Genomic DNA, 19,571 nt, shown 5'->3' with positions numbered 1-19,571 from the left:
CGCAGTAATGTTGAAACGTGCTGAATTCTTGATGTGTAACAGGTTAGCGGCCGATTATTGCATGTAACAATGCCGAGTGTCTCAGCAATTTATGGCAATAATGCGTGCGTCACCGGCGATAATAGCGACTTTTTTTACCAGGTATAACTTATATAAGTTTGTTGAATAATCCAAGTAGTGAAATAAATGTTAATTATTCACTATTTTCTAACTTTTATGCCCGTTCTGAGCGGGTTAAGGTAGAGAAACTCTCAGTGATAGATCGGGTTTAAAGCAGGTTATCAGGTGGATTAAAGGCCTGTTTACTCAGGTTTGCAGCAGGTTTGCGGCCCATATCAATTTTTTTATTATTAATTGTCTGACTATCGCTGTGATACGTAGATTATTGATTAGATATTCAGTAGGTTATAAGCGGCCTGAAAAAATACAAACCGGGGTTTACTGTTAACCGGCAGGCGTGAAGTTGAATTGTTATGACGATGACACAAATCATCAATGAAAAGGGTGAAGGGAATACTATGCGTATTGGTGTACCAAGAGAGCGGTTGACCAATGAAGCCCGGGTTGCAGCCACGCCGAAGACGGTGGAACAGTTGCTTAAACTCGGCTTTACGGTCGCTATCGAACAGGGAGCGGGTAAATTAGCCAGCTTTGACGATGCAGCTTATGAACTGGCGGGTGCATCTGTCGTCAGCGGCGATGATGTATGGCAATCAGATATCGTGCTGAAGGTGAATGCGCCTGAAAACGATGAAATCGATAAATTACAAGCAGGCACCACGCTGGTCAGTTTCATCTGGCCTGCGCAAAACCCTGAGTTGATTCAAAAACTGGCTGACCGTCAGGTGACGGCAATGGCAATGGATTCTGTGCCGCGTATTTCCCGCGCACAATCTCTTGATGCCCTGAGCTCAATGGCTAACATCGCGGGTTATCGCGCGATCGTGGAAGCCGCGCATGAATTTGGTCGTTTCTTTACCGGGCAGATCACTGCTGCGGGTAAAGTGCCGCCGGCGAAAGTCATGATCATCGGTGCCGGTGTGGCTGGCCTGGCTGCCATTGGCGCAGCAGGAAGCCTCGGCGCTATCGTCCGTGCTTTTGATACCCGTCCTGAAGTGAAGGAACAGGTAAAAAGTATGGGTGCGGAGTTCCTGGAACTGGACTTCGAAGAAGAGGCGGGCAGCGGTGACGGCTACGCAAAAGTGATGTCAGAAGCCTTCATTAAAGCGGAAATGGCGCTGTTCGCAGCCCAGGCCGAAGAAGTAGACATCATTGTGACCACCGCGCTTATCCCGGGACGTCCTGCACCGAAGCTCATCACCAAAGAGATGGTCGCTTCGATGAAACCGGGCAGTGTGATTGTCGATCTGGCAGCCCAGACGGGCGGTAACTGTGAACTGACGGTTGCAGACCAGATTACCACTACAGAAAACGGCGTGAAGATTATCGGTTATACCGATTTGCCAAGCCGCCTGCCGACGCAGTCCTCCCAGCTTTACGGCACCAATCTGGTTAACCTGCTGAAATTACTGTGCAAAGAGAAAAACGGTGAAATCGAAATCGATTTTGAAGATACCGTTGTGCGCGGTGTGACCGTGGTGAAAGCCGGTGAAGTGACCTGGCCGGCACCGCCGATTCAGGTTTCTGCTCAGCCGCAGGCTGCGAAAGCCGCTGAGCCGGTAGCAAAAGCTGAAGTTAAGCCCGCGTCTCCGTGGACCAAATTCATCATCATGGCCGTTGCCATTGTGCTGTTTGGCTGGCTGGCGAATGTGGCGCCGAAAGAGTTCCTCTCTCACTTTACGGTGTTTGCGCTGTCCTGTGTGGTCGGTTACTACGTGGTGTGGAATGTCAGCCATGCGCTGCATACGCCGCTGATGTCGGTCACTAACGCCATTTCGGGGATTATTGTGGTCGGTGCCGTACTGCAAATCGGTCATGGCGGATGGGTCAGTTTCCTGTCCTTTATTGCCGTACTGATTGCCAGTATCAATATTTTCGGCGGATTCACCGTCACTCAGCGCATGCTGAAGATGTTTCGTAAGAACTAAGGGGAATATATGTCTGGGGGTTTAGTTACAGCAGCATATATTGTTGCCGCTATTCTGTTTATTTGCAGCCTTGCCGGGCTGTCAAAACATGAAACATCAAAACAGGGTAACATTTTCGGCGTCACCGGGATGGCCATCGCGTTAATCGCGACCATTCTTGGACCTGACTCCGGTAACGTTGGCTGGATCATCGTCGCCATGGTGATCGGTGGTGCGATTGGTGTTTATCTGGCACGTAAAGTCGAAATGACAGAAATGCCTGAGCTGGTTGCCATTCTGCACAGCTTCGTGGGTCTGGCTGCGGTTCTGGTGGGCTTTAACAGCTATCTGGATCACGGTGCGGTGCCGATGGAAGGCGTGATGGAAAACATCCATCTGACCGAAGTATTCCTCGGTATCTTCATCGGTGCGGTGACCTTTACCGGTTCGATTGTGGCGTTTGGTAAACTTCGCGGGATTATCTCTTCCAAACCGCTGGCTTTGCCGCATCGTCATAAACTGAATCTGGCTGCGCTGGTTGTTTCTTTCCTGCTGATGGTGATGTTTGTTCGCACCGAAAGCGTCGGTCTGCAGGTTGTTGCATTGCTGATCATGACCATCATCGCTCTGGCGTTCGGCTGGCACCTGGTGTCTTCCATCGGTGGTGCGGATATGCCGGTTGTAGTGTCCATGCTGAACTCCTATTCCGGTTGGGCAGCGGCGGCAGCGGGCTTTATGCTCAGCAATGACCTGCTGATCGTCACCGGTGCGCTGGTGGGTTCTTCAGGTGCAATTCTGTCTTACATCATGTGTAAAGCGATGAACCGTTCGTTTATCAGCGTGATCGCCGGTGGTTTCGGTACTGATGGCTCTTCTACGGGCGACGCTGAAGAAATGGGTGAGTATCATGAAGCAAGCGCGGAAGATGTGGCTGAGCTGCTGAAAAACGCCAGCTCAGTGATCATCACCCCGGGCTACGGCATGGCGGTGGCTCAGGCACAGTATCCGGTGCATGACATTACCGCCAAACTGCGCGCTAAAGGCATCAAGGTTCGTTTCGGTATTCATCCTGTTGCAGGGCGTTTGCCGGGCCATATGAACGTTCTGCTGGCTGAGGCGAAAGTGCCTTATGACATCGTGCTGGAAATGGACGAAATCAACGACGATTTCAGCGATACCGATGTTGTGCTGGTTATCGGTGCAAATGACACCGTGAACCCGGCGGCACAGGAAGATCCACGCAGTCCAATTGCGGGTATGCCGGTGCTGGAAGTGTGGAAAGCGCAGAACGTGATCGTCTTCAAACGTTCAATGAATACTGGTTATGCCGGTGTGCAGAACCCGCTGTTCTTCAAAGAAAACACTCAGATGCTGTTTGGCGATGCAAAAGAAAGCGTTGAGAAAATCCTGCGTGCTCTCTAATTCCTGAGCCGCAATGAAAAAGGCCAGTCAGTTGACTGGCCTTTCTTTTGTGCGCGATTCAGCGATTATTCTCAGACAGTATTCTCACAGATTACTCGTCGTCATCCTCTTCTTCGTCATCGAATGTCAGCGGACATTCAAAATCATCCGGTTTGATGGCCAGCAAATCGCATTTCAGATGATCGATCACCTGTTCCGTGGTGTTGCCTAAAAACGCCGCAGAAAGACCGGTACGGCCAATCGCACCGAGAACAACCACACCTGCCTGCAAATGCTCTGCAAGGTCAGGAATGACTTCTTCCGGTAAGCCTTTTTCCACGTGTGTGAATTTTTCGTCAAGCTGGAATTTCTGTCGCAATGCTTTCATCGCAATCAGATGCTGACCGCGGATAGCATCGTTATAGACGCTTGGGTCAAAGTCAGGAAGTTCGATGGCAATATTAATCGGCGTGACCGGATACGCGCCGACCAGATGGACTTCCGTCTGATTAACGTGTGAGGCCAGCTCGATGGTTTCTTTCACCAGTTTGATATTGAGCGGGTCGTGATAGGGTTCTTCACTGGAAAGGTTAACGGCGACAACGGCTTTACCGCTTTCAGGCCACGGCTGGTCTTTGACCATCCAGACCGGGCAAGGGCACTTGCGCAGTAAATTCCAGTCCGTAGGCGTGAAAATGACAGATTCAAGACGGTCATGTTGGTGGGCCATTTTCAACAGTAAATCATGATTACCGGCAATCACTTCCTGAATGATGGCTTCGAAAGGTTTGTTGTGCCAGACCACTTTAACGTCGATCGGAATACCCGCTTCGACATAGTAGCGACACTGTTCTTTAATCCATTCTTCCCGTTCACTGATTACGCTTTGCCGCATACCGATTCGCTCATCTGGCGAAAGCATGGTGGTCATTTCATAGGAGAAATCATAAATCGACAAAAAGGCTTTGATGCTGCCGCCGTTACGTTGCACCAGATAAACGGCACGACGAAGCGCGGGTTGGTCATCCTGATTGGGGTCGATAGCAACGAGTAAATTCTGATACTTAGCCATGGGGACTCCTTAACACCTGTAAGAGAACGGCGGTCAGTGTATTAAGTACAGAGTAAACCAAGATTAAGCAATCGGATAGCGGAGAAATTGAGTCGGATCAACAAATTATTCCTTGATGATCCGACGCAATAATTGTCAGGCGGGAGCCTGACAGATCAGGCAGAGACCGGCGCGGACTGACCGGCTAACTGAGAAAGCATTTCATGATTCTCAATCGTGATGTATTTACCTTTAACACTCAGCATTTCTGATTTCTGGAAACGGCCGAGCAGGCGGCTGATGGTTTCTACAGTCAGACCGAGGTAGTTACCGATATCGCCACGTGTCATCGTCAGGCGGAATTCGCGCTGAGAGAAACCACGCTGAGCGAAGCGGCGGGAGAGGTTATAGATAAATGCCGCCAGACGTTCTTCGGCATTTTTCTTCGAAAGCAACAGGATCATATCCTGGTCACCTTTAATCTCACCGCTCATCAGACGCATCATTTGCTGACGCAGATTCGGCATTTTACCGGACAAATCGTCCAGGGTTTCGAAAGGAATTTCGCAAACCATTGAGGTTTCCAGCGCCTGAGCAAAGCTCGGATGCTGCAAGCCACCGATAGCATCGAAGCCGACTAAATCGCCTGCCAGATGGAAACCGGTAATTTGCTCGTCACCTTGCTCGGTAATGGTGTAGCTTTTGATAGTCCCGGAACGAATGGCATACAGGGATTTCAATTCATCACCGGCTTTAAACAATGCCTGACCTTTTTGGATCGGCTTTTTCCTTTCGATAATGTTATCGAGCTGATCAAGTTCATGCTCATTAAGCGTGAAAGGAATACAAAGCTGGCTAATGCTACAGTCCTGACAATGGATCGCACAGCCACCAGATTGGATACGTCGAATAATACGCTTTTCCGGGATCATAAGAGTCACTCTGGCAATATTGATATGGGTCAATTTTAACATCTTTTACGCCGAGTGATAAGTAGCTTAAAGGAGCGAAAAGAGCGAAATGTTAAAAAACCCCGATTTTAAAAGGTTTTTTTTAAATAAAAAATTGATCTTCACATGCAATTAAGCCGAACTGAGAATCAATGAGCTTTAAATCAGGATCAATTTATTGATGGGGGGAATATTTAGTGCGGAGAAAATAAAGGCTTTAAATCAATTTATAGCAGGCTAAGAATGAATTTTTTCGCCCGTTTTGCTTTATTTTAGCCCTGATGAATCCTGAAATATGCGGCAGAGGATTATGGCATAAACACTGAAGCGGATCGACTTTGATACCCATTCTCCTCACAACCGCTTACAATGCTCCCTTCGTTTAGCATTCGTTTACTTTTAGGAAAGGTGTCATGCAGTCCGATTCCCTGGGTTTTCCGCTGGAAACAACCATTGTTTTTGTCGTCGTGGCGGTCGCCGCGTTGTTAACTGACATCTTTGCGCACCGCAGTCACAAGCCGATTGGCCTGAAAAGTGCCTCTTTATGGACACTGTTCTGGATTGCCGTTTCCCTGAGTTTTGCCGCGTTTTTATATGTCCATCATGGCAAAGAAGTCGCGAGTCTTTTCCTCACCGGGTATGCGCTGGAGCAGGTGCTTTCCATCGATAACCTGTTTGTGATTATGGCGATTTTCGCCTGGTTCAAAGTGCCTGACGGTTATCGTCACCGGATTTTGTACTGGGGCGTGATTGGCGCAATCGTGTTCCGTGGGATTTTCGTGGTGATCGGCACCAGTTTGCTGGCGCTCGGACCCTGGGTCGAAATGGTGTTTGCCGTGGTGATCCTCTGGACAGCGATCCTGATGATGCGTGCGGGAAATGATGACGAAGATAATGATGATTACTCAGATCATATCGCCAACCGGCTGGTTCGCCGTTTCTTCCCGGTGTTTCCAAAACTGGTCGGCCCGCATTTTCTGGTCAGCAGTGAACAGGTCGAAGCTGAGCTGGCAAAGCCTGAAAATCAGGGCTTCAGTTTTACGGTGAAAAAGGGCGTGCGTTACGCGACGCCGTTGCTGTTGTGTATTGCCGTGGTTGAGATTTCTGACCTGATGTTTGCGTTCGACAGCGTGCCTGCGGTTATCGCCGTCAGCCGCGAACCGCTGATTGTTTATTCCGCCATGATGTTTGCCGTACTCGGTTTGCGTACGATGTATTTCGTGCTTGAAGCATTGCGTAAATATCTGGTGCATCTTGAGAAATCAGTGATTTTCCTGCTGTTCTTTGTGGCGGCGAAACTGGCACTGAATTCCAGTAATCATCTGTGGCATCACGGGGTTGAAATAAGCGCTTTAGCCAGCCTCTACGTGGTGCTGGGTGTTCTTGCGCTGGGCATTATTGCCAGCTTGTTGTTTCCCGGCAAAAAAGAAGCCGCATAGCGTGAGCTGACGTTAAGGTATAAAAAAACGCTGCGGATGCAGCGTTTTTGCTTTGTGCGGAGAGAGAAATTACCGGCGCTACACATCACCCTCGTTATCTTTTTCCACCGCTTCGTGAATGCGATCCAGCATATCCGGGAAGGCAGACTGTACGCGGCTCCAGCTCGGGATAAAGGGTTTTTCGCTCGGCGTATCCACAAATGCCTGACCGGCTTCCATAATCGCGCCTGAAAACAGTTCTACAGCAGATTCTTCGCTGTGACGGTCAAACGATAATCCGTTCATTTTTGCGTCATTCTCAAACCCGTCAATCATATCCAGCGCATTGCGATAGTAGGTGGCTTTGAGGATACGGAAAGATTCGCTGGTGATATTCACTCCAAGGATCGCCATCTTGCGGTAAAGCGCCTTGGTGATATCGATACTCATGCGTTGCAGCCCGTTTGTCGCATCATCTTCGGACATCGGCTGGTGCTTATGATCGTAGGTATCGGCGATATCGACCTGACAAATACGCTTGGTCGCCGTATTTCGATGAAGTTCTGAAAGCACGCCAATCTCCAGACCCCAGTCGCTCGGGATACGCAGGTCATTCAGAATGTCCGTGCGCATCGCAAATTCGCCGGAAAGCGGATAGCGGAAGGTACGCAGGTATTCCAGAAAGTCAGAGTGGCCGTAAACAATTTGCAGCGATTTCAGCAGCGGGAAGACCAGAAGACGTCCCACGCGGCCATTGAATTTTCCGTCGGCGACGCGCGCGTAATACCCTTTACAGAAATCGTAATGGAAGTTGGGATTCGCCACCGGATACATCAGACGGGCCAGCATATCGCGGCTGTAAGTGACAATGTCACAATCATGCAGTCCGACCACCGACGTGCGCCGCGATGCCAGCGTATAACCGGCACAGAACCACACGTTGCGGCCTTTGCCCGGCTCATTCGGTGAAAGATTTTCTTTTTTCAGCCCTTCATCCAGCGCTTTGAGGCGCGGGCCATCATTCCATAAAATTCGGTGGCGCTGCGGAAGGCGGGAGAAAAATTCACGCGCAAATAAAAACTGATCGCGATCAGCGCGATCTAACCCAATAACAATCTCTTCCAGATACGGGACTTTGGTCAGCTCATCCACAATGCGGGTCAGCGCCGGACCTTCAAGTTCTGAAAAAAGTGACGGTAATATTAATCCCATTGAACGGCGGCCTGAAAAAACCTGCAAATCGTATTCCAGTTCTTCGACTTTGCGGTTAGTCAGATTATGAAAATTGGTAATGACTCCATCCTGATAAAAATCGCTCATACGGTATTCTCCAATTTTAGAATTGATAAAATTATTGGAAGTCTTCTCTGTAAATACAGAACGATAAACAATGTGAAAACAATTTATTAATAAAGGCCATTACCTCTTCAAATTTGCCCTTTAATGAGGGGGATAAAATGACTCAGCCCCTGACTCCAGCCATGAGGTCCAAATTCACTGGTACGAAAAACTCCTGAGATATCGTAACGATGCAGCGGCATTTCATGGTCATGATGACCTTTAACCACCACCGCATAATTCACCACCTCCAGCATGGATAAATCATTCGGGCCATCGCCAAGACCGATGCTGATAACCGCTTGCCCGCGTTTTTGCTGATAGCGATCAGACAACCACTGCACAGCCTGACCTTTACCTGCACCGGCTGCCATGACATGCCAGAACCGTCCGCCACGGGTGAGTGCCAGACCTTCGCGGGCCAGGCATTTTTTCAGATGCGCAAAATCCAGATCATTCCCAAACCAGACCAGCGGTTCGGACGCCACGCGCTGCATGGCGAGCTCAGCTTCCTGCTCCGATAAACCCGTCCAGACGGCGACTTGTTTTGGCGTGACATCACCAAAACCGCGAAACTCAAAATCGTAACGCTGACGCAATTCGACCAGCGTCTGGCGGATTTCGCTGTAGCCCGCGCCATTGATATAAAACGGGACTTCATCCGCGGTTCGCCAGTCCGGCGGCAGATGGATCATCGCGCCATTTTCAGCGATAAAAGGCTGGTGCGTCAGGTGCAAAGCTGACTGCAATGTCGCGACTTCAGCAGACGTTTTACTGGTCGTCAGAATAAGCGGAATTTTTGCCGCCGAAAGTTTATCCAGCCAGGGTTGGGCCGGTTGCCAGCTGTAATCATGATGATCGAGCAGGGAGCCATCAAGGTCAGTAAAAATAATCAAGGGATCGTCAAGGTAAGGCATCTTTTCTCCTCAATTCAGCCGGTAACAGACGCAAATCTTTAACGATTTAGTTTTGTCCCAGCAGCTAAGTATAGATAGAAAAATGAGTTTTATTGACCGCGCCGCCATTTCAGGATTTTTTACCGCCGCAGGCTCGTTTGCTGACAGCTTTACCCGCAGGAGGTTTACAGGGATAATTTGCAGCAGTCCCACCGCTGAGAAAGAGGTAAGCAGATGAGCGAAGATGATGATTTATTCAGTCAGGAAATGGCCGGAGTTCAGCCACTGGCGTCGGATAAACGGGTGGTCTACCTCAAAAACTCAACGACCGGACAGAAGGTCAGCAGCGAAGAGGTAACGGAAAAACGTGAAAATCCGCTGACCACTGGCTTTCTGAATATCCAGCCGTGCGACGAACCGCTCGGGTATAAGCATGACGGTGTTCAGCAGGGCGTTCTCGACAAACTTCGTCAGGGAAAATACCCGCTGGAAGCCAGCCTGAATCTGCTGCGCAAACCCGTTGAACAGTGTCGTCAGGAGCTATTTACGTTCTTCTGCCAGGCACAGGCCGAAAATCTGCGTACTTTGCTGATCATCCACGGTCGTGGCCGTGATGATGAAAGTCATGCCAACATTGTGCGCAGTTATCTCGCCAAATGGCTGAAACAGCTTGATGATGTTCAGGCGTTCTGTGTGGCCATCCAAAAAGATGGCGGTGCCGGTGCCTGTTATGTCGCGTTGAAAAAATCCGCGCAGGCGAAACAGGAAAACTGGGAACGCCACGCCAAACGCAGCCGCTGATACTCGCGGATCCGGCCAAGTCAACGTTTGTTGCCGCGTGGTTTAAGCGCTATCCCTTACTGTCCTGACACTTTTCCATGCCCGGTAACGGGCACTTAATTGAGTTATTTGCATGTTCCTGAAACCGATTTATTTGCGCTGCGCGCTGTTGCTTTGCGGCGTCACTCTTTTATCTGCCTGTGACCGCAAAGCGGCTGAACAGGGCAAGACGATGGTGATTGAAGGTAAGACCATGGGGACGTTTTACCGCGTCAGTCTGGCGGGTGTGGATAAAAGTCGTGAAGCCGCGCTGCGCGAACAAATCGAGGCGCAGCTTAAAGAAGATGATCACCAGCTTTCGACTTACAAAGAAGACTCGGTGCTTTCGCGCTTTAATCAGTATCAGGGCAGCGTGCCGCAACCCATCAGCGCAGGCATGGCCGATGCGATTGTTACGTCTATGCGCATCGGAATGCTGACCGGCGGCGCGATGGATATCACCGTTGGCCCGCTGGTCAATCTTTGGGGCTTCGGACCGGACAAACAACCGGTCAAAACGCCGACGCCGGATCAGATTGCCGCCGCACGTAAACTGACCGGATTACAGCATCTGAAAGTGATCCAGCAAAGCGACGGACAGTATCTGCAAAAAGATTTGCCGGGGATGTACGTGGATCTCTCAACGGTCGGCGAGGGTTACGCCACGGATCATCTGGCGCGTCTGATTGAAGGCAATGGCATCAGTAATTATCTGGTGTCTGTGGGCGGTGCGGTGGTGTCTCGCGGACATAATGCAAAGGGCAATCCGTGGCAGGTGGCGATTCAGAAACCAACGGACAAAGAAACGGCCGTGCAGGCGATTGTCGATTTGCAGGGCATGGGTATCAGCACGTCCGGCAGCTATCGCAATTATTACGAACTGGATGGCAAACGCCTTTCACACATTATTGATCCCGCCACGGGTTCGCCGATCACGCACAAGCTTGTATCCGCGACGGTGATTGCGCCTACCGCGCTGGAAGCCGATGGATGGGATACCGGACTGATGGTGCTGGGCACGCATAAAGCGTTGGCGCTGGCGGAAAAACAGCATCTGGCCGTGTATCTGATCACCAAAGAAGGTGACACGTTCAAAAGTTATATGTCGCCGCAGTTCAAAGCCTATCTCAAAGACCCGGAATAATTCCGCGTAATGAATCCGCAGACTACAGCGCCCCGTGAAGTTTTTCTGAGAGGAAATCCAGAAACACCCTCAGCGCGGGCGACTGGCCTTTATGACTGGCATACAACGCAGAAATGGAAGACGGCTGCGTTTGCCAGTCAGGTAGCAGAGGCATTAATTTGCCTTTGTTCAGACTCTTTTTGCAGGCCATTTCCGGCAACAGCGCGATGCCCATGCCGTCCACCGCCGCCTGACGTAAAACCAGTAAATTATTGCTGATCATGCGGGGGGTTAACGACACCTTTCGCGTGCCTTCCTGCGGATGAGCCAGTTCCCACTGTGATCCGGCCCACGGTGTTTTGCGCACCAGCGTTGGCAGATAACTCAGTTGATCCACAGAAGGCGGCGCAGGTAATGCCGCAACAAACGCCGGACTGGCAACCAGCACATATTTCAGCGTCCCGAGCGGTTTGCGGTACAACCCGGAATCTTCCAGAGGTTCGCTGTGCGAATGTATCGTCACATCAAAATTTTCCTCGAGTAGATCCACGCTGCGGTTAATAGCCAGAAGTTCCAGCGTGATAGCCGGATAACGTGTCAGAAACTCGGTCATCAGCGGAGCCACGACCATTTCCGCCATCATTACCGGCGTGCAAACCCGCAACAATCCGCTGGGATTTTGCTGTAAATCGTCAATCACCTGTTGTGCCGTTTGCGCCTGTTGCAGCAGTTTCTGGCATTCGATGGCGTAGCACTCGCCGACACTGGTCACGGAAAAATGGCGGGATGTGCGTTGCAGCAGCCGGACCCCGAGACGGGTTTCCAGTGCGTCAATCCGGCGGCTGAGCAGGGATTTTGAAACGCCCAGCGCCCGCGCCGCGGCGGTGAATCCCTGATGCTGTACGACGGCGGCAAACAGCGCCATATCATTGAGATTATCGTTCATCTGCCTTCTCATATTCATCGTTGCAAAATGGCAACGATATGTTGCCATATTAGATATTTCACGCCATATCAACAACGATTATCCTGTGTTCATTCCGCAGAACATCTGCCAACAGGATTTAAAAATGAAAATATTACATATCGATTCAAGCCCGTTTATTAACGAGTCCGTTTCCCGTGAACTCTCGGCGATGATTGTCTCGGAACTTTGTTCACGTCATCCGGACGCCAGCGTAACCTATCGCGATCTCGGTACTGCGCCACCGCCGCACCTTTCAGCCGGTGCCATGAGCCTGCTACACAACGCGCAGGATGTGACGATCACGCCAGAGTTGCAGGCCGAACTCGACGGGATTTATCAGTCAATCGAAGAACTTGTCGCCTGCGACGTACTGGTGATTGGCGCTCCGATGTATAACCACTCGATTGCGAGCAACCTGAAAGCGTGGCTGGATCAGGTCTGTCAGAAAGGCAAAACGTTCCGTTATACCCCGCAGGGTGTGGTCGGGCTGATCCCAGGCAAAACGGCTTTTGTTGCCTCAAGTCGCGGTGGCGTTTACAGCACACCGGAAACACTTCCGCATGATTTTCAGGAGCCGTATCTGGCGTCGATTCTGGAACTGATGGGCGTAGCGGATTGCCATATTATTCGTGCTGAAGGTGTGAGCCGTCAGGCAATTGGACGTGAGAAAGGGCTGGCAGAGGGAAGAGAAACGCTGCTTCAGATCCTCGGTAACTGAAACAGCGCTGCCCGATTTTAGTGTTTCGAGGTACTTATCAGTTCGAAAAGCACCACGGTGCGGGATGTGCAGATATACTCGCGGCCGAATTCGAAATTATGTTCGTTAACGTCATCCGGCTGGAAGGTGTCGAAAATATGCCGCCAGCTTTCGCCGTGTGCAACGGAAGGCAGCGTGAACACCACGTCTTTGTGTGAGGCGTTAAACAACAGCAGGACCGTACTTAACGAACCCTGACGCAGTAAACCAGTCGGTTGTGCGCGACCGTCAAGCAGCATTGCAATGCATTTGGCGTGCGGATCTTTCCAGGCTGCATCGGTCATTTCCGGCCCCTGTGGCTGGAACCAGCTGACATCTTTCACGCCCAGCTTCTCGTGAACCGCACCGGTGAGAAAGCGCCCGCGATGTAAAATAGGGAAGCGCTTACGCAATGCAATCAGCCGGTAAGTGAACAGCAGTAACGCCTGACCTTTTTCTTCGATATTCCAGTTAATCCACGCAATCTCAGTGTCCTGACAATAGGCATTGTTATTGCCATTCTGCGACCGCGCAAACTCATCACCGGCCAGCAGCATCGGCGTACCTTGTGAAAGCAGCAGTGTCGCCAGCATATTGCGCATCTGCCGCAACCGGAGTTCATTGATGGCCGGATCATCACTCGGGCCTTCCACACCGTAGTTGGCCGAGATGTTGTTATCGCTGCCGTCCTTACCATTCTCGCCGTTGGCTTCGTTGTGTTTGCTGGCATACGAAACCCAGTCATTGAGTGTAAAACCGTCGTGCGCGGTAATAAAATTCACAGAAGCGTAGGGCTTGCGGCCACGGTGATTGAACAAATCCGCTGAACCGGAAAGCCGTGTGGCGAACTGCGCCAGCTGGCCTTCATCACCTCGCCAGAATTTGCGCACCGTATCGCGGAAACGGTCGTTCCATTCCATCCAGCCCGGCGGGAAGCCGCCCACCTGATAACCGCCGGGGCCACAATCCCAGGGCTCAGCAATCAGTTTGCACTGGCTTAAGATCGGATCCTGACGGCAGGTATCGAGAAAACCGCAACCTTCGTCGAAACCGTAACTTTCACGCCCGAGAATGGTTGCCAGGTCAAAGCGGAAACCATCGACCTGCATTTCTGTCGCCCAGTAACGCAATGAATCGGTAACCATTTGCAGCACACGTGGATGGCTGAGATTGAGGGTGTTTCCGGTGCCGGTATCGTTAATGTAATAACGTTTATTGTCCGGCATCAGGCGGTAATAGCTGGCGTTATCAATGCCTTTAAATGAGAGTGTCGGTCCGAGTTCGTTACCTTCCGCCGTGTGGTTATACACCACATCCAGTATCACCTCGATATTGGCGGCGTGCAGGGTGGCAATCATCTGCTTGAATTCGTTTACGGTGTGCGTCGCCATATATTGCGGATGCGGCGCAAAGAAACTCAGCGTGTTGTAACCCCAGAAATTATGCAGTCCTTTGTCCTGCAAATGCCGGTCATCAGTGAATGCATGAATGGGCATCAGCTCGACTGACGTTACGCCCAGCGAGCGGATGTATTCCACAATGTGCGGGGTACTCATGCCGGAAAATGTTCCGCGCAGATGTTCGGGAACCGCCGGATGGCGCATGGTATAACCGCGAACATGCGTTTCGTAGATCAGCGTTTTTTCCCACGGAATGTGTCTTTTACGCGAGCGTGCCCAGGAGAACGCCGGGTCGATTACACGACACTTGGGCAGAAACTCCGCGCTGTCGCGGTTATCAATGTGCAGGTCTTTTTTCGGGCTCTGCATATCATAGGCGAACAGCGCATCGTCCCATTTCAGCTCACCGACAATCTGTTTAGCATACGGGTCGAGCAGCAGTTTGGCGGGATTAAACCGGTGTCCGTCATGGGGCGCATACGGGCCATGCACGCGATAGGCATAAAGCAGACCGGGACGGGCATCGGGCAGATAACCATGCCAGACCTCATCGGTATATTCCGGCAGCTCAATCACGTCGTACTGTTCGCCGTCTTCATTGAAAAGACACAGCTCGACTTTGGTGGCATTAGCCGAGAAAAGGGCGAAATTCACACCCAGTCCGTCCCATGTCGCTCCCAGCGGTACGGGCAATCCTTCACGTACGCGGGTGGTATGTCCGGAATCGAAACTGCGAACAATTTCGCCGTCACTGTAGGGATGGATAATCCTTACGCCGAGTTCATCCACGGCGATATCAACCTGAGCATGTGAAGGAACTGTGCGAACTTCTTCCTTTGTGGCGGTAGGTTTACTTGTCTTGCTGGACCGGGCCTTTGTCATACTCGACGTCACTCCGTTTCAGGGAAATCTGACAAAAAATTGCCGAAAGAGGGCCATCTGCGCATGCACAAACGACAACAACGAGTGTAGACCGGAGTTTGGAACTTCTCCCGTTAACCGTCGAAAAGCTGTACAAGGCGCCGGGCTTCAATGATAGTGAGAACGAAAAGGCTAGCCTGCTAGTTATTGTCTGACTTTCTCCCGAGGAATCCCCATGACCATCGCGTTACTCAGCCATGTCGATCTTGATGCTGGCTATCCTGACCGGTTCGAAGCGGCCGGTTTTACTCTTTATTTTGCGACGACCCCGGAACAACGTGCCTCGCTGGACCCGCAAATAGCGCAGCAGATCCGCGCGGTGCTGACTATCGGCAGTATCGGTTTAAGCGCGGCAGAAATGGATAACCTGCCCAATCTGGAAATCATTTGTGCGCAAGGTGTCGGGTATGAACATATTGATGTGGTTGCAGCGAAACAGCGCAGTATTTATGTCACGCATGGTCCGGGAACCAATAATTCTTCCGTGAGCGATCACACGCTGGCGCTGATGCTGGCGATCACCCGTAAAATCCCGCAATTTGATGCGGCGGTGCGTGGCGGAGAATGGAAAAAAGCGCGCTGGAATACGCCGGGAATGGCGGGTAAGCGTTTAGGGATTATCGGCATGGGCAACATCGGCAGTCTTATTGCACGCCGCGCTGCGGGCGGGTTTGATATGGAAATTGCTTATCATAACCGTCGTCCTCTGCAGGACACGCCATACCGTTATTTCCCGGATATCACTGGACTGGCGCAATGGGCCGATTATCTGGTGGTCGCCACGCCGGGTGGCAAAGATACGGTCAGGCTGGTGGATGCGGAGGTGCTTCGCGCGCTGGGGCCGGACGGATTTGTGATTAACATTGCCCGCGGCAGCGTGGTGGACAGCGGGGCGCTGATCGCCAGTCTCCAGAATCGTGAAATTGCCGGCGCGGCGCTGGACGTGGTTGATGGCGAGCCAAAGGTACCTGCACAAATGCTGACACTGGATAACCTGGTCATCACGCCACACGTGGCAGGCCGTTCGCCAGAATCCGTGGAAAACATGATGACGCTGGTATTATCTAATCTCACAGCGCATTTTAGCGACAAACCGGTCATGACCCCGGTGCCGGAATAGCACGTTATCACCGCTCGCCTGCACCCTGAAATAAACGCCGCCTGACGGCGTTTTTTTTCGAGTGTCATCCCTCCGTTAGTCAGAAAAAGCATAAGACACAGCTTTTTCTTATTTGTCTGGCATAGCAACAGATCGTAACAATAGGGTTTTGGCAAGCAAGAGGCAGACAGCGGTGAACTTTCAACAACTCAAAATTATACGGGAATCAGCGCGATGCAATTACAACCTGACTGAAGTCTCGAACATGTTATTCACTTCACAGTCAGGGGTCAGCCGCCATATCCGCGAGCTGGAGGATGAGCTGGGCGTTGAGATATTTATCCGTCGTGGTAAGCGTTTGCTGGGGCTGACGGAGCCCGGTAAAGAGTTGCTGGCTGTTGCCGAAAGGATCCTCAACGAAGCCCAGAACATTCGCCGTCTGGCCGATGTTTTCTCGAAAGAGGACGCTGGCGTTCTGACTATTGCCACGACACATACCCAGGCGCGTTACAGCCTGCCGAAAGTCATCAAAGCGTTCCGCGCGATTTATCCCGGCGTTCGTCTGGAATTACATCAGGGCTCGCCACAGGAAGTCCTCGCGATGCTGCTGAGCGGGCAGGCGGATGTGGCCATCGCCAGTGAAAAACTGATGAACGACCCGGCTGTGGCGGCGTTTCCCTATTACCGCTGGCATCACGCGATAGTGGTTCCGCAAGGGCATCCGCTGACGTTGCAGCACCCGGTGACATTGCAGCATCTCAGCGAACAGCCGTTAATCACTTATCGTCAGGGGATCACCGGCCGCTCGCGTCTCGATGAAGCGTTCAGCCGCGCCGCGCTCACCGCCGACATCGTGCTCAGCGCTCAGGATTCCGATGTGATTAAAACCTACGTCGAGTTAGGGCTGGGTGTGGGGATCCTGGCGGATAAAGCGTTCGAAGCTGCCCGTGATACTGGCCTTCAGCTGATTAACGCCGAGCATTTGTTCGAAGCGAACACCGTCTGGCTGGGGCTGAAAAAATCGCAATTGCAACGTAACTACGTCTGGCGGTTTATTGAATTGTGTAATCCGGGACTGTCGGTGAATGAGATTAAAGAGAAGGTGTTTACGACGGGGGGAGAACCGGTAATTGACTATCAGATCTGAGAGAACGGGCTGGCTTTTCGCTCCTCCCCCTGCGAAGGGGGAGGTTGAGAGGGGGTATAGCAAACGAAATTAATGCCAAAGCATACTTCAACTGTTTGATTTGTCAGTAATACCCCACCCCAACCCTCCCCTTCGCAGGGGAGGGAGTTGACAGAGCACTTTCTCAGCAATGCCTCTTTTGGGCATAAAAAAACCGGTCCTGAGACCGGTTTTTTACCTTCGCTAAACGCGAAATTTACACCGCCGGTTTAGCAATTACATTGCGATTTTCCATGCGAACTTCCGCAATGTTCACATCAATGATGTCGCTCTGACGGTAGGCCACTTCGCCTTTGATCAGCACGGTGCCGGTATCAGCGCTGCATACCAGTTCGTCGCGCACACTGTGCAGGAACGGAGCAGGGATGAATGCCACGGCGCCGATATCTTGCAGACGCACTCGCAGACCGCCGCGGGTGACATCGATGATTTCAGCGCTGAATTTAACGTCAGTGCCGACTTTATCTTCCAGATAACGCGCATACAGCCAGTCACCAACATCGCGCTCGGCCATGCGGTTGGCACGGCGGCGTTCTGCCAGCTGAACAGTCATCTCGTCCTGAGGTTTCTCAGCAGACTGTTGCAGGATCATCGCTTTCAGCAGACGGTGGTTCACCATGTCGCCGTATTTACGGATTGGCGATGTCCAGGTGGCGTAAGCTTCCAGACCCAGACCGTAATGCGGCCCAGGGGTGGTGCTGATTTCTGCAAAAGTCTGGAAACGACGGATACGGCTGTCGAGGAACTGCGTTGGCAGCGCATCCAGTTTACGGCGCAATGCGCAGAAACCTGGCAGTGTCAGCAGTTCTTCAGCATTAGCTACTACGTCGTTGGCCTGCAACACGGTCACTGCGTTTTCTACCAGCAGCGGATCAAAACCGGTATGCACGTTGTAAACGCCGAAACCGAGGCTGTCACGCAGGGCGATAGCCGCACAGACGTTGGCGGCAATCATCGATTCTTCCACGATGCGGTTAGCGATACGACGATGTTCAGCGACGATTTCCAGCACGTTGCCTTTCTCACCTAACACGAAGCGGTAATCAGGACGATCTTTGAATACCAGCGCGTGCTCGGTGCGCCATGCGCTGCGCACGTCACAGACGCGTTTCAGCAGACGGATCTGAGAAGCAATGACATCGCTGGCCGGTTGCCATTCGCTTTTCTCATCCGCTTCAAGCCAGTCAGACACATCGTCGTAAGCCAGTTTGGCTTTGGATTCGATGGTCGCGGCGAAGAAGCGAATATCACTGCCCAGTGCGCCATCGGTGCCCAGCGTCACAGAGCACGCCAGAACCGGACGGCTGACGTCCGGCCACAGGGAACAGATATCATCAGACAATTCACGCGGCAGCATCGGGATGTTGAAGCCCGGCAGATAGTTAGTGAATGCGCGTTTTTTGGCAATATTGTCGAGATCGCTGCCTTCACTGACGTAAGCCGTCGGGTCAGCAATCGCGATAGTCATTTGCAGGGTGCCGTCGCCGTTGTCTTTCACATACAGCGCGTCATCCATGTCCTGCGTGCTGCCGCTGTCGATGGTGACGAATGGCAGGGCAGTCAGATCTTCGCGGGTCAGGCCTTCATCGCGCAGTTCAGCGATGTCAGATTTTGGCGCTTCACGTTCGAGATTATGACGTGCCAGCGTTACCCACCACGGGGCGAGATCGTCGGTGCCGGTAGTGATCCATTCGGTGATTTCAGCCTGGAAGCTGTGATCGCCTTCTTTCAGCGGATGGCGGCGCATTTCAGCCACACACCAGTCGCCGTCGCTCACTTCATGATTGATATTGCGGGCAACACGGCACTGAATGGAATCACGTAATAAAGGATGGTCCGGGATAATGGAAAGACGGTCGTCTTTCTTGGTCACGCGGCCTACAAAACGGCTGAGGAACGGCTCAACCAGCGTTTCCGGCTGGACGATTTCACGCTCTTTCTCAGTTTGCAGGGAGGCAATGACGCGATCCCCGTGCATGACTTTTTTCATGTACGGAGGCGGAATGAAATAGCTTTTTTGACCGTCTACTTCAAGAAAGCCAAAGCCTTTCTCAGTGCCTTTCACGATGCCTTCGACACGTGGAGTCTGAGAGTGAAGTTGCTGTTTTAGCTGCGCGAGCAGCGGGTTATCTTGAAACATATCGTCCAGAGAATTGGGGGTTAATGTGGCTCGATTAGCGGCAGACAGTTTTACGCGATCTGGCCCCTTCGGGCAAGCGGCATCTACCCCTTTCGCCTC

General features: G+C 51.8%; 15 protein-coding genes. 8 read left to right on the top strand and 7 right to left on the bottom strand.

Annotated features, from left to right (window positions below):
- The first annotated feature begins 518 nt into the window (after positions 1-518).
- Together pntA and pntB are read left to right on the top strand one after the other, a co-directional pair.
- Complete coding sequence (pntA, locus tag ACJY2G_RS13755) at positions 519-2,048, top strand: Re/Si-specific NAD(P)(+) transhydrogenase subunit alpha (protein WP_112288689.1); 1,530 nt, start codon at positions 519-521, stop codon at positions 2,046-2,048.
- 9 nt (positions 2,049-2,057) lie between these two features.
- Positions 2,058-3,449, top strand: coding sequence for a Re/Si-specific NAD(P)(+) transhydrogenase subunit beta (gene pntB / locus ACJY2G_RS13750; RefSeq protein WP_129638265.1), 1,392 nt, complete (start codon positions 2,058-2,060; stop codon positions 3,447-3,449).
- A 91-nt stretch (positions 3,450-3,540) separates the two neighbouring features.
- Here pntB and uspE read toward each other — a convergent pair whose 3' ends face one another.
- A complete protein-coding gene (gene uspE / locus ACJY2G_RS13745) occupies positions 3,541-4,500 on the bottom strand; it encodes a universal stress protein UspE (protein WP_112288687.1) in 960 nt (319 codons plus the stop codon).
- A 155-nt stretch (positions 4,501-4,655) separates the two neighbouring features.
- Entirely contained in the window at positions 4,656-5,411 is a 756-nt protein-coding gene (locus ACJY2G_RS13740; RefSeq protein WP_013575564.1) for an FNR family transcription factor, read from the bottom strand.
- A 431-nt stretch (positions 5,412-5,842) separates the two neighbouring features.
- Between ACJY2G_RS13740 and ACJY2G_RS13735 the strand changes: the two genes are divergently transcribed.
- On the top strand, positions 5,843-6,868 hold the full coding sequence (locus tag ACJY2G_RS13735; RefSeq protein WP_430320210.1) for a TerC/Alx family metal homeostasis membrane protein: 1,026 nt from the start codon (positions 5,843-5,845) through the stop codon (positions 6,866-6,868).
- 78 nt (positions 6,869-6,946) lie between these two features.
- Here ACJY2G_RS13735 and ACJY2G_RS13730 read toward each other — a convergent pair whose 3' ends face one another.
- Both ACJY2G_RS13730 and ACJY2G_RS13725 read right to left on the bottom strand, forming a co-directional pair.
- Complete coding sequence (locus ACJY2G_RS13730; protein ID WP_439291833.1) at positions 6,947-8,167, bottom strand: glycosyl transferase; 1,221 nt, start codon at positions 8,165-8,167, stop codon at positions 6,947-6,949.
- A gap of 107 nt (positions 8,168-8,274) precedes the next feature.
- Positions 8,275-9,102, bottom strand: a complete 828-nt coding sequence (locus ACJY2G_RS13725) for a mannosyl-3-phosphoglycerate phosphatase-related protein (RefSeq protein ID WP_439291832.1) — start codon at positions 9,100-9,102, stop codon at positions 8,275-8,277.
- A gap of 213 nt (positions 9,103-9,315) precedes the next feature.
- Here ACJY2G_RS13725 and smrA point away from each other — a divergent pair, with 213 nt between their 5' ends.
- Together smrA and apbE are read left to right on the top strand one after the other, a co-directional pair.
- Positions 9,316-9,882 (top strand): DNA endonuclease SmrA, encoded by a 567-nt coding sequence (smrA, locus tag ACJY2G_RS13720; RefSeq protein WP_112288683.1) that lies wholly within the window; start codon positions 9,316-9,318, stop codon positions 9,880-9,882.
- 112 nt (positions 9,883-9,994) lie between these two features.
- A complete protein-coding gene (gene apbE / locus ACJY2G_RS13715) occupies positions 9,995-11,044 on the top strand; it encodes an FAD:protein FMN transferase ApbE (protein WP_439291831.1) in 1,050 nt (349 codons plus the stop codon).
- A 22-nt stretch (positions 11,045-11,066) separates the two neighbouring features.
- Here the strand turns inward: apbE and ACJY2G_RS13710 are convergent, their stop codons facing one another.
- On the bottom strand, positions 11,067-11,969 hold the full coding sequence (locus ACJY2G_RS13710; protein WP_439291830.1) for a LysR substrate-binding domain-containing protein: 903 nt from the start codon (positions 11,967-11,969) through the stop codon (positions 11,067-11,069).
- Positions 11,970-12,093: 124 nt separating this feature from the next.
- Between ACJY2G_RS13710 and ACJY2G_RS13705 the strand changes: the two genes are divergently transcribed.
- Entirely contained in the window at positions 12,094-12,708 is a 615-nt protein-coding gene (locus tag ACJY2G_RS13705) for an FMN-dependent NADH-azoreductase (RefSeq protein ID WP_439291829.1), read from the top strand.
- Positions 12,709-12,725: 17 nt separating this feature from the next.
- Here the strand turns inward: ACJY2G_RS13705 and glgX are convergent, their stop codons facing one another.
- Entirely contained in the window at positions 12,726-15,008 is a 2,283-nt protein-coding gene (gene glgX, locus ACJY2G_RS13700) for a glycogen debranching protein GlgX (RefSeq protein ID WP_120162542.1), read from the bottom strand.
- A gap of 214 nt (positions 15,009-15,222) precedes the next feature.
- Between glgX and ACJY2G_RS13695 the strand changes: the two genes are divergently transcribed.
- Positions 15,223-16,167 (top strand): 2-hydroxyacid dehydrogenase, encoded by a 945-nt coding sequence (locus ACJY2G_RS13695; RefSeq protein ID WP_439291828.1) that lies wholly within the window; start codon positions 15,223-15,225, stop codon positions 16,165-16,167.
- A 172-nt stretch (positions 16,168-16,339) separates the two neighbouring features.
- Entirely contained in the window at positions 16,340-17,293 is a 954-nt protein-coding gene (cbl, locus tag ACJY2G_RS13690; RefSeq protein WP_120162544.1) for an HTH-type transcriptional regulator Cbl, read from the top strand.
- Between the two features lie 235 nt (positions 17,294-17,528).
- Here the strand turns inward: cbl and ACJY2G_RS13685 are convergent, their stop codons facing one another.
- Positions 17,529-19,472: an exoribonuclease II gene (locus tag ACJY2G_RS13685; RefSeq protein ID WP_439291827.1), complete on the bottom strand. Its 1,944-nt coding sequence runs from the start codon at positions 19,470-19,472 to the stop codon at positions 17,529-17,531.
- Between the last annotated feature and the right edge of the window lie 99 nt (positions 19,473-19,571).

The sequence above is a fragment of the Rahnella sp. ATs2 genome (genome assembly GCF_051851855.1).
Taxonomy (GTDB): Bacteria; Pseudomonadota; Gammaproteobacteria; order Enterobacterales; family Enterobacteriaceae; genus Rahnella; species Rahnella variigena.
The sequence above is the reverse complement of the archived record's forward strand: the minus strand, read 5'-3'. Positions and strand labels throughout refer to the sequence as shown.

What these genes read in the sequence shown, in the direction of transcription:
- uspE (WP_112288687.1), bottom strand. Translation starts at nt 4,500, where the DNA reads ATGGCTAAGTATCAGAATTTACTCGTTGCTATCGACCCCAATCAGGAT.
- apbE (WP_439291831.1), top strand. Translation starts at nt 9,995, where the DNA reads ATGTTCCTGAAACCGATTTATTTGCGCTGCGCGCTGTTGCTTTGCGGC.
- glgX (WP_120162542.1), bottom strand. Translation starts at nt 15,008, where the DNA reads ATGACAAAGGCCCGGTCCAGCAAGACAAGTAAACCTACCGCCACAAAG.
- ACJY2G_RS13710 (WP_439291830.1), bottom strand. Translation starts at nt 11,969, where the DNA reads ATGAACGATAATCTCAATGATATGGCGCTGTTTGCCGCCGTCGTACAG.
- ACJY2G_RS13695 (WP_439291828.1), top strand. Translation starts at nt 15,223, where the DNA reads ATGACCATCGCGTTACTCAGCCATGTCGATCTTGATGCTGGCTATCCT.
- ACJY2G_RS13730 (WP_439291833.1), bottom strand. Translation starts at nt 8,167, where the DNA reads ATGAGCGATTTTTATCAGGATGGAGTCATTACCAATTTTCATAATCTG.
- pntB (WP_129638265.1), top strand. Translation starts at nt 2,058, where the DNA reads ATGTCTGGGGGTTTAGTTACAGCAGCATATATTGTTGCCGCTATTCTG.
- smrA (WP_112288683.1), top strand. Translation starts at nt 9,316, where the DNA reads ATGAGCGAAGATGATGATTTATTCAGTCAGGAAATGGCCGGAGTTCAG.
- pntA (WP_112288689.1), top strand. Translation starts at nt 519, where the DNA reads ATGCGTATTGGTGTACCAAGAGAGCGGTTGACCAATGAAGCCCGGGTT.
- ACJY2G_RS13685 (WP_439291827.1), bottom strand. Translation starts at nt 19,472, where the DNA reads ATGTTTCAAGATAACCCGCTGCTCGCGCAGCTAAAACAGCAACTTCAC.
- ACJY2G_RS13735 (WP_430320210.1), top strand. Translation starts at nt 5,843, where the DNA reads ATGCAGTCCGATTCCCTGGGTTTTCCGCTGGAAACAACCATTGTTTTT.
- ACJY2G_RS13705 (WP_439291829.1), top strand. Translation starts at nt 12,094, where the DNA reads ATGAAAATATTACATATCGATTCAAGCCCGTTTATTAACGAGTCCGTT.
- ACJY2G_RS13725 (WP_439291832.1), bottom strand. Translation starts at nt 9,102, where the DNA reads ATGCCTTACCTTGACGATCCCTTGATTATTTTTACTGACCTTGATGGC.
- ACJY2G_RS13740 (WP_013575564.1), bottom strand. Translation starts at nt 5,411, where the DNA reads ATGATCCCGGAAAAGCGTATTATTCGACGTATCCAATCTGGTGGCTGT.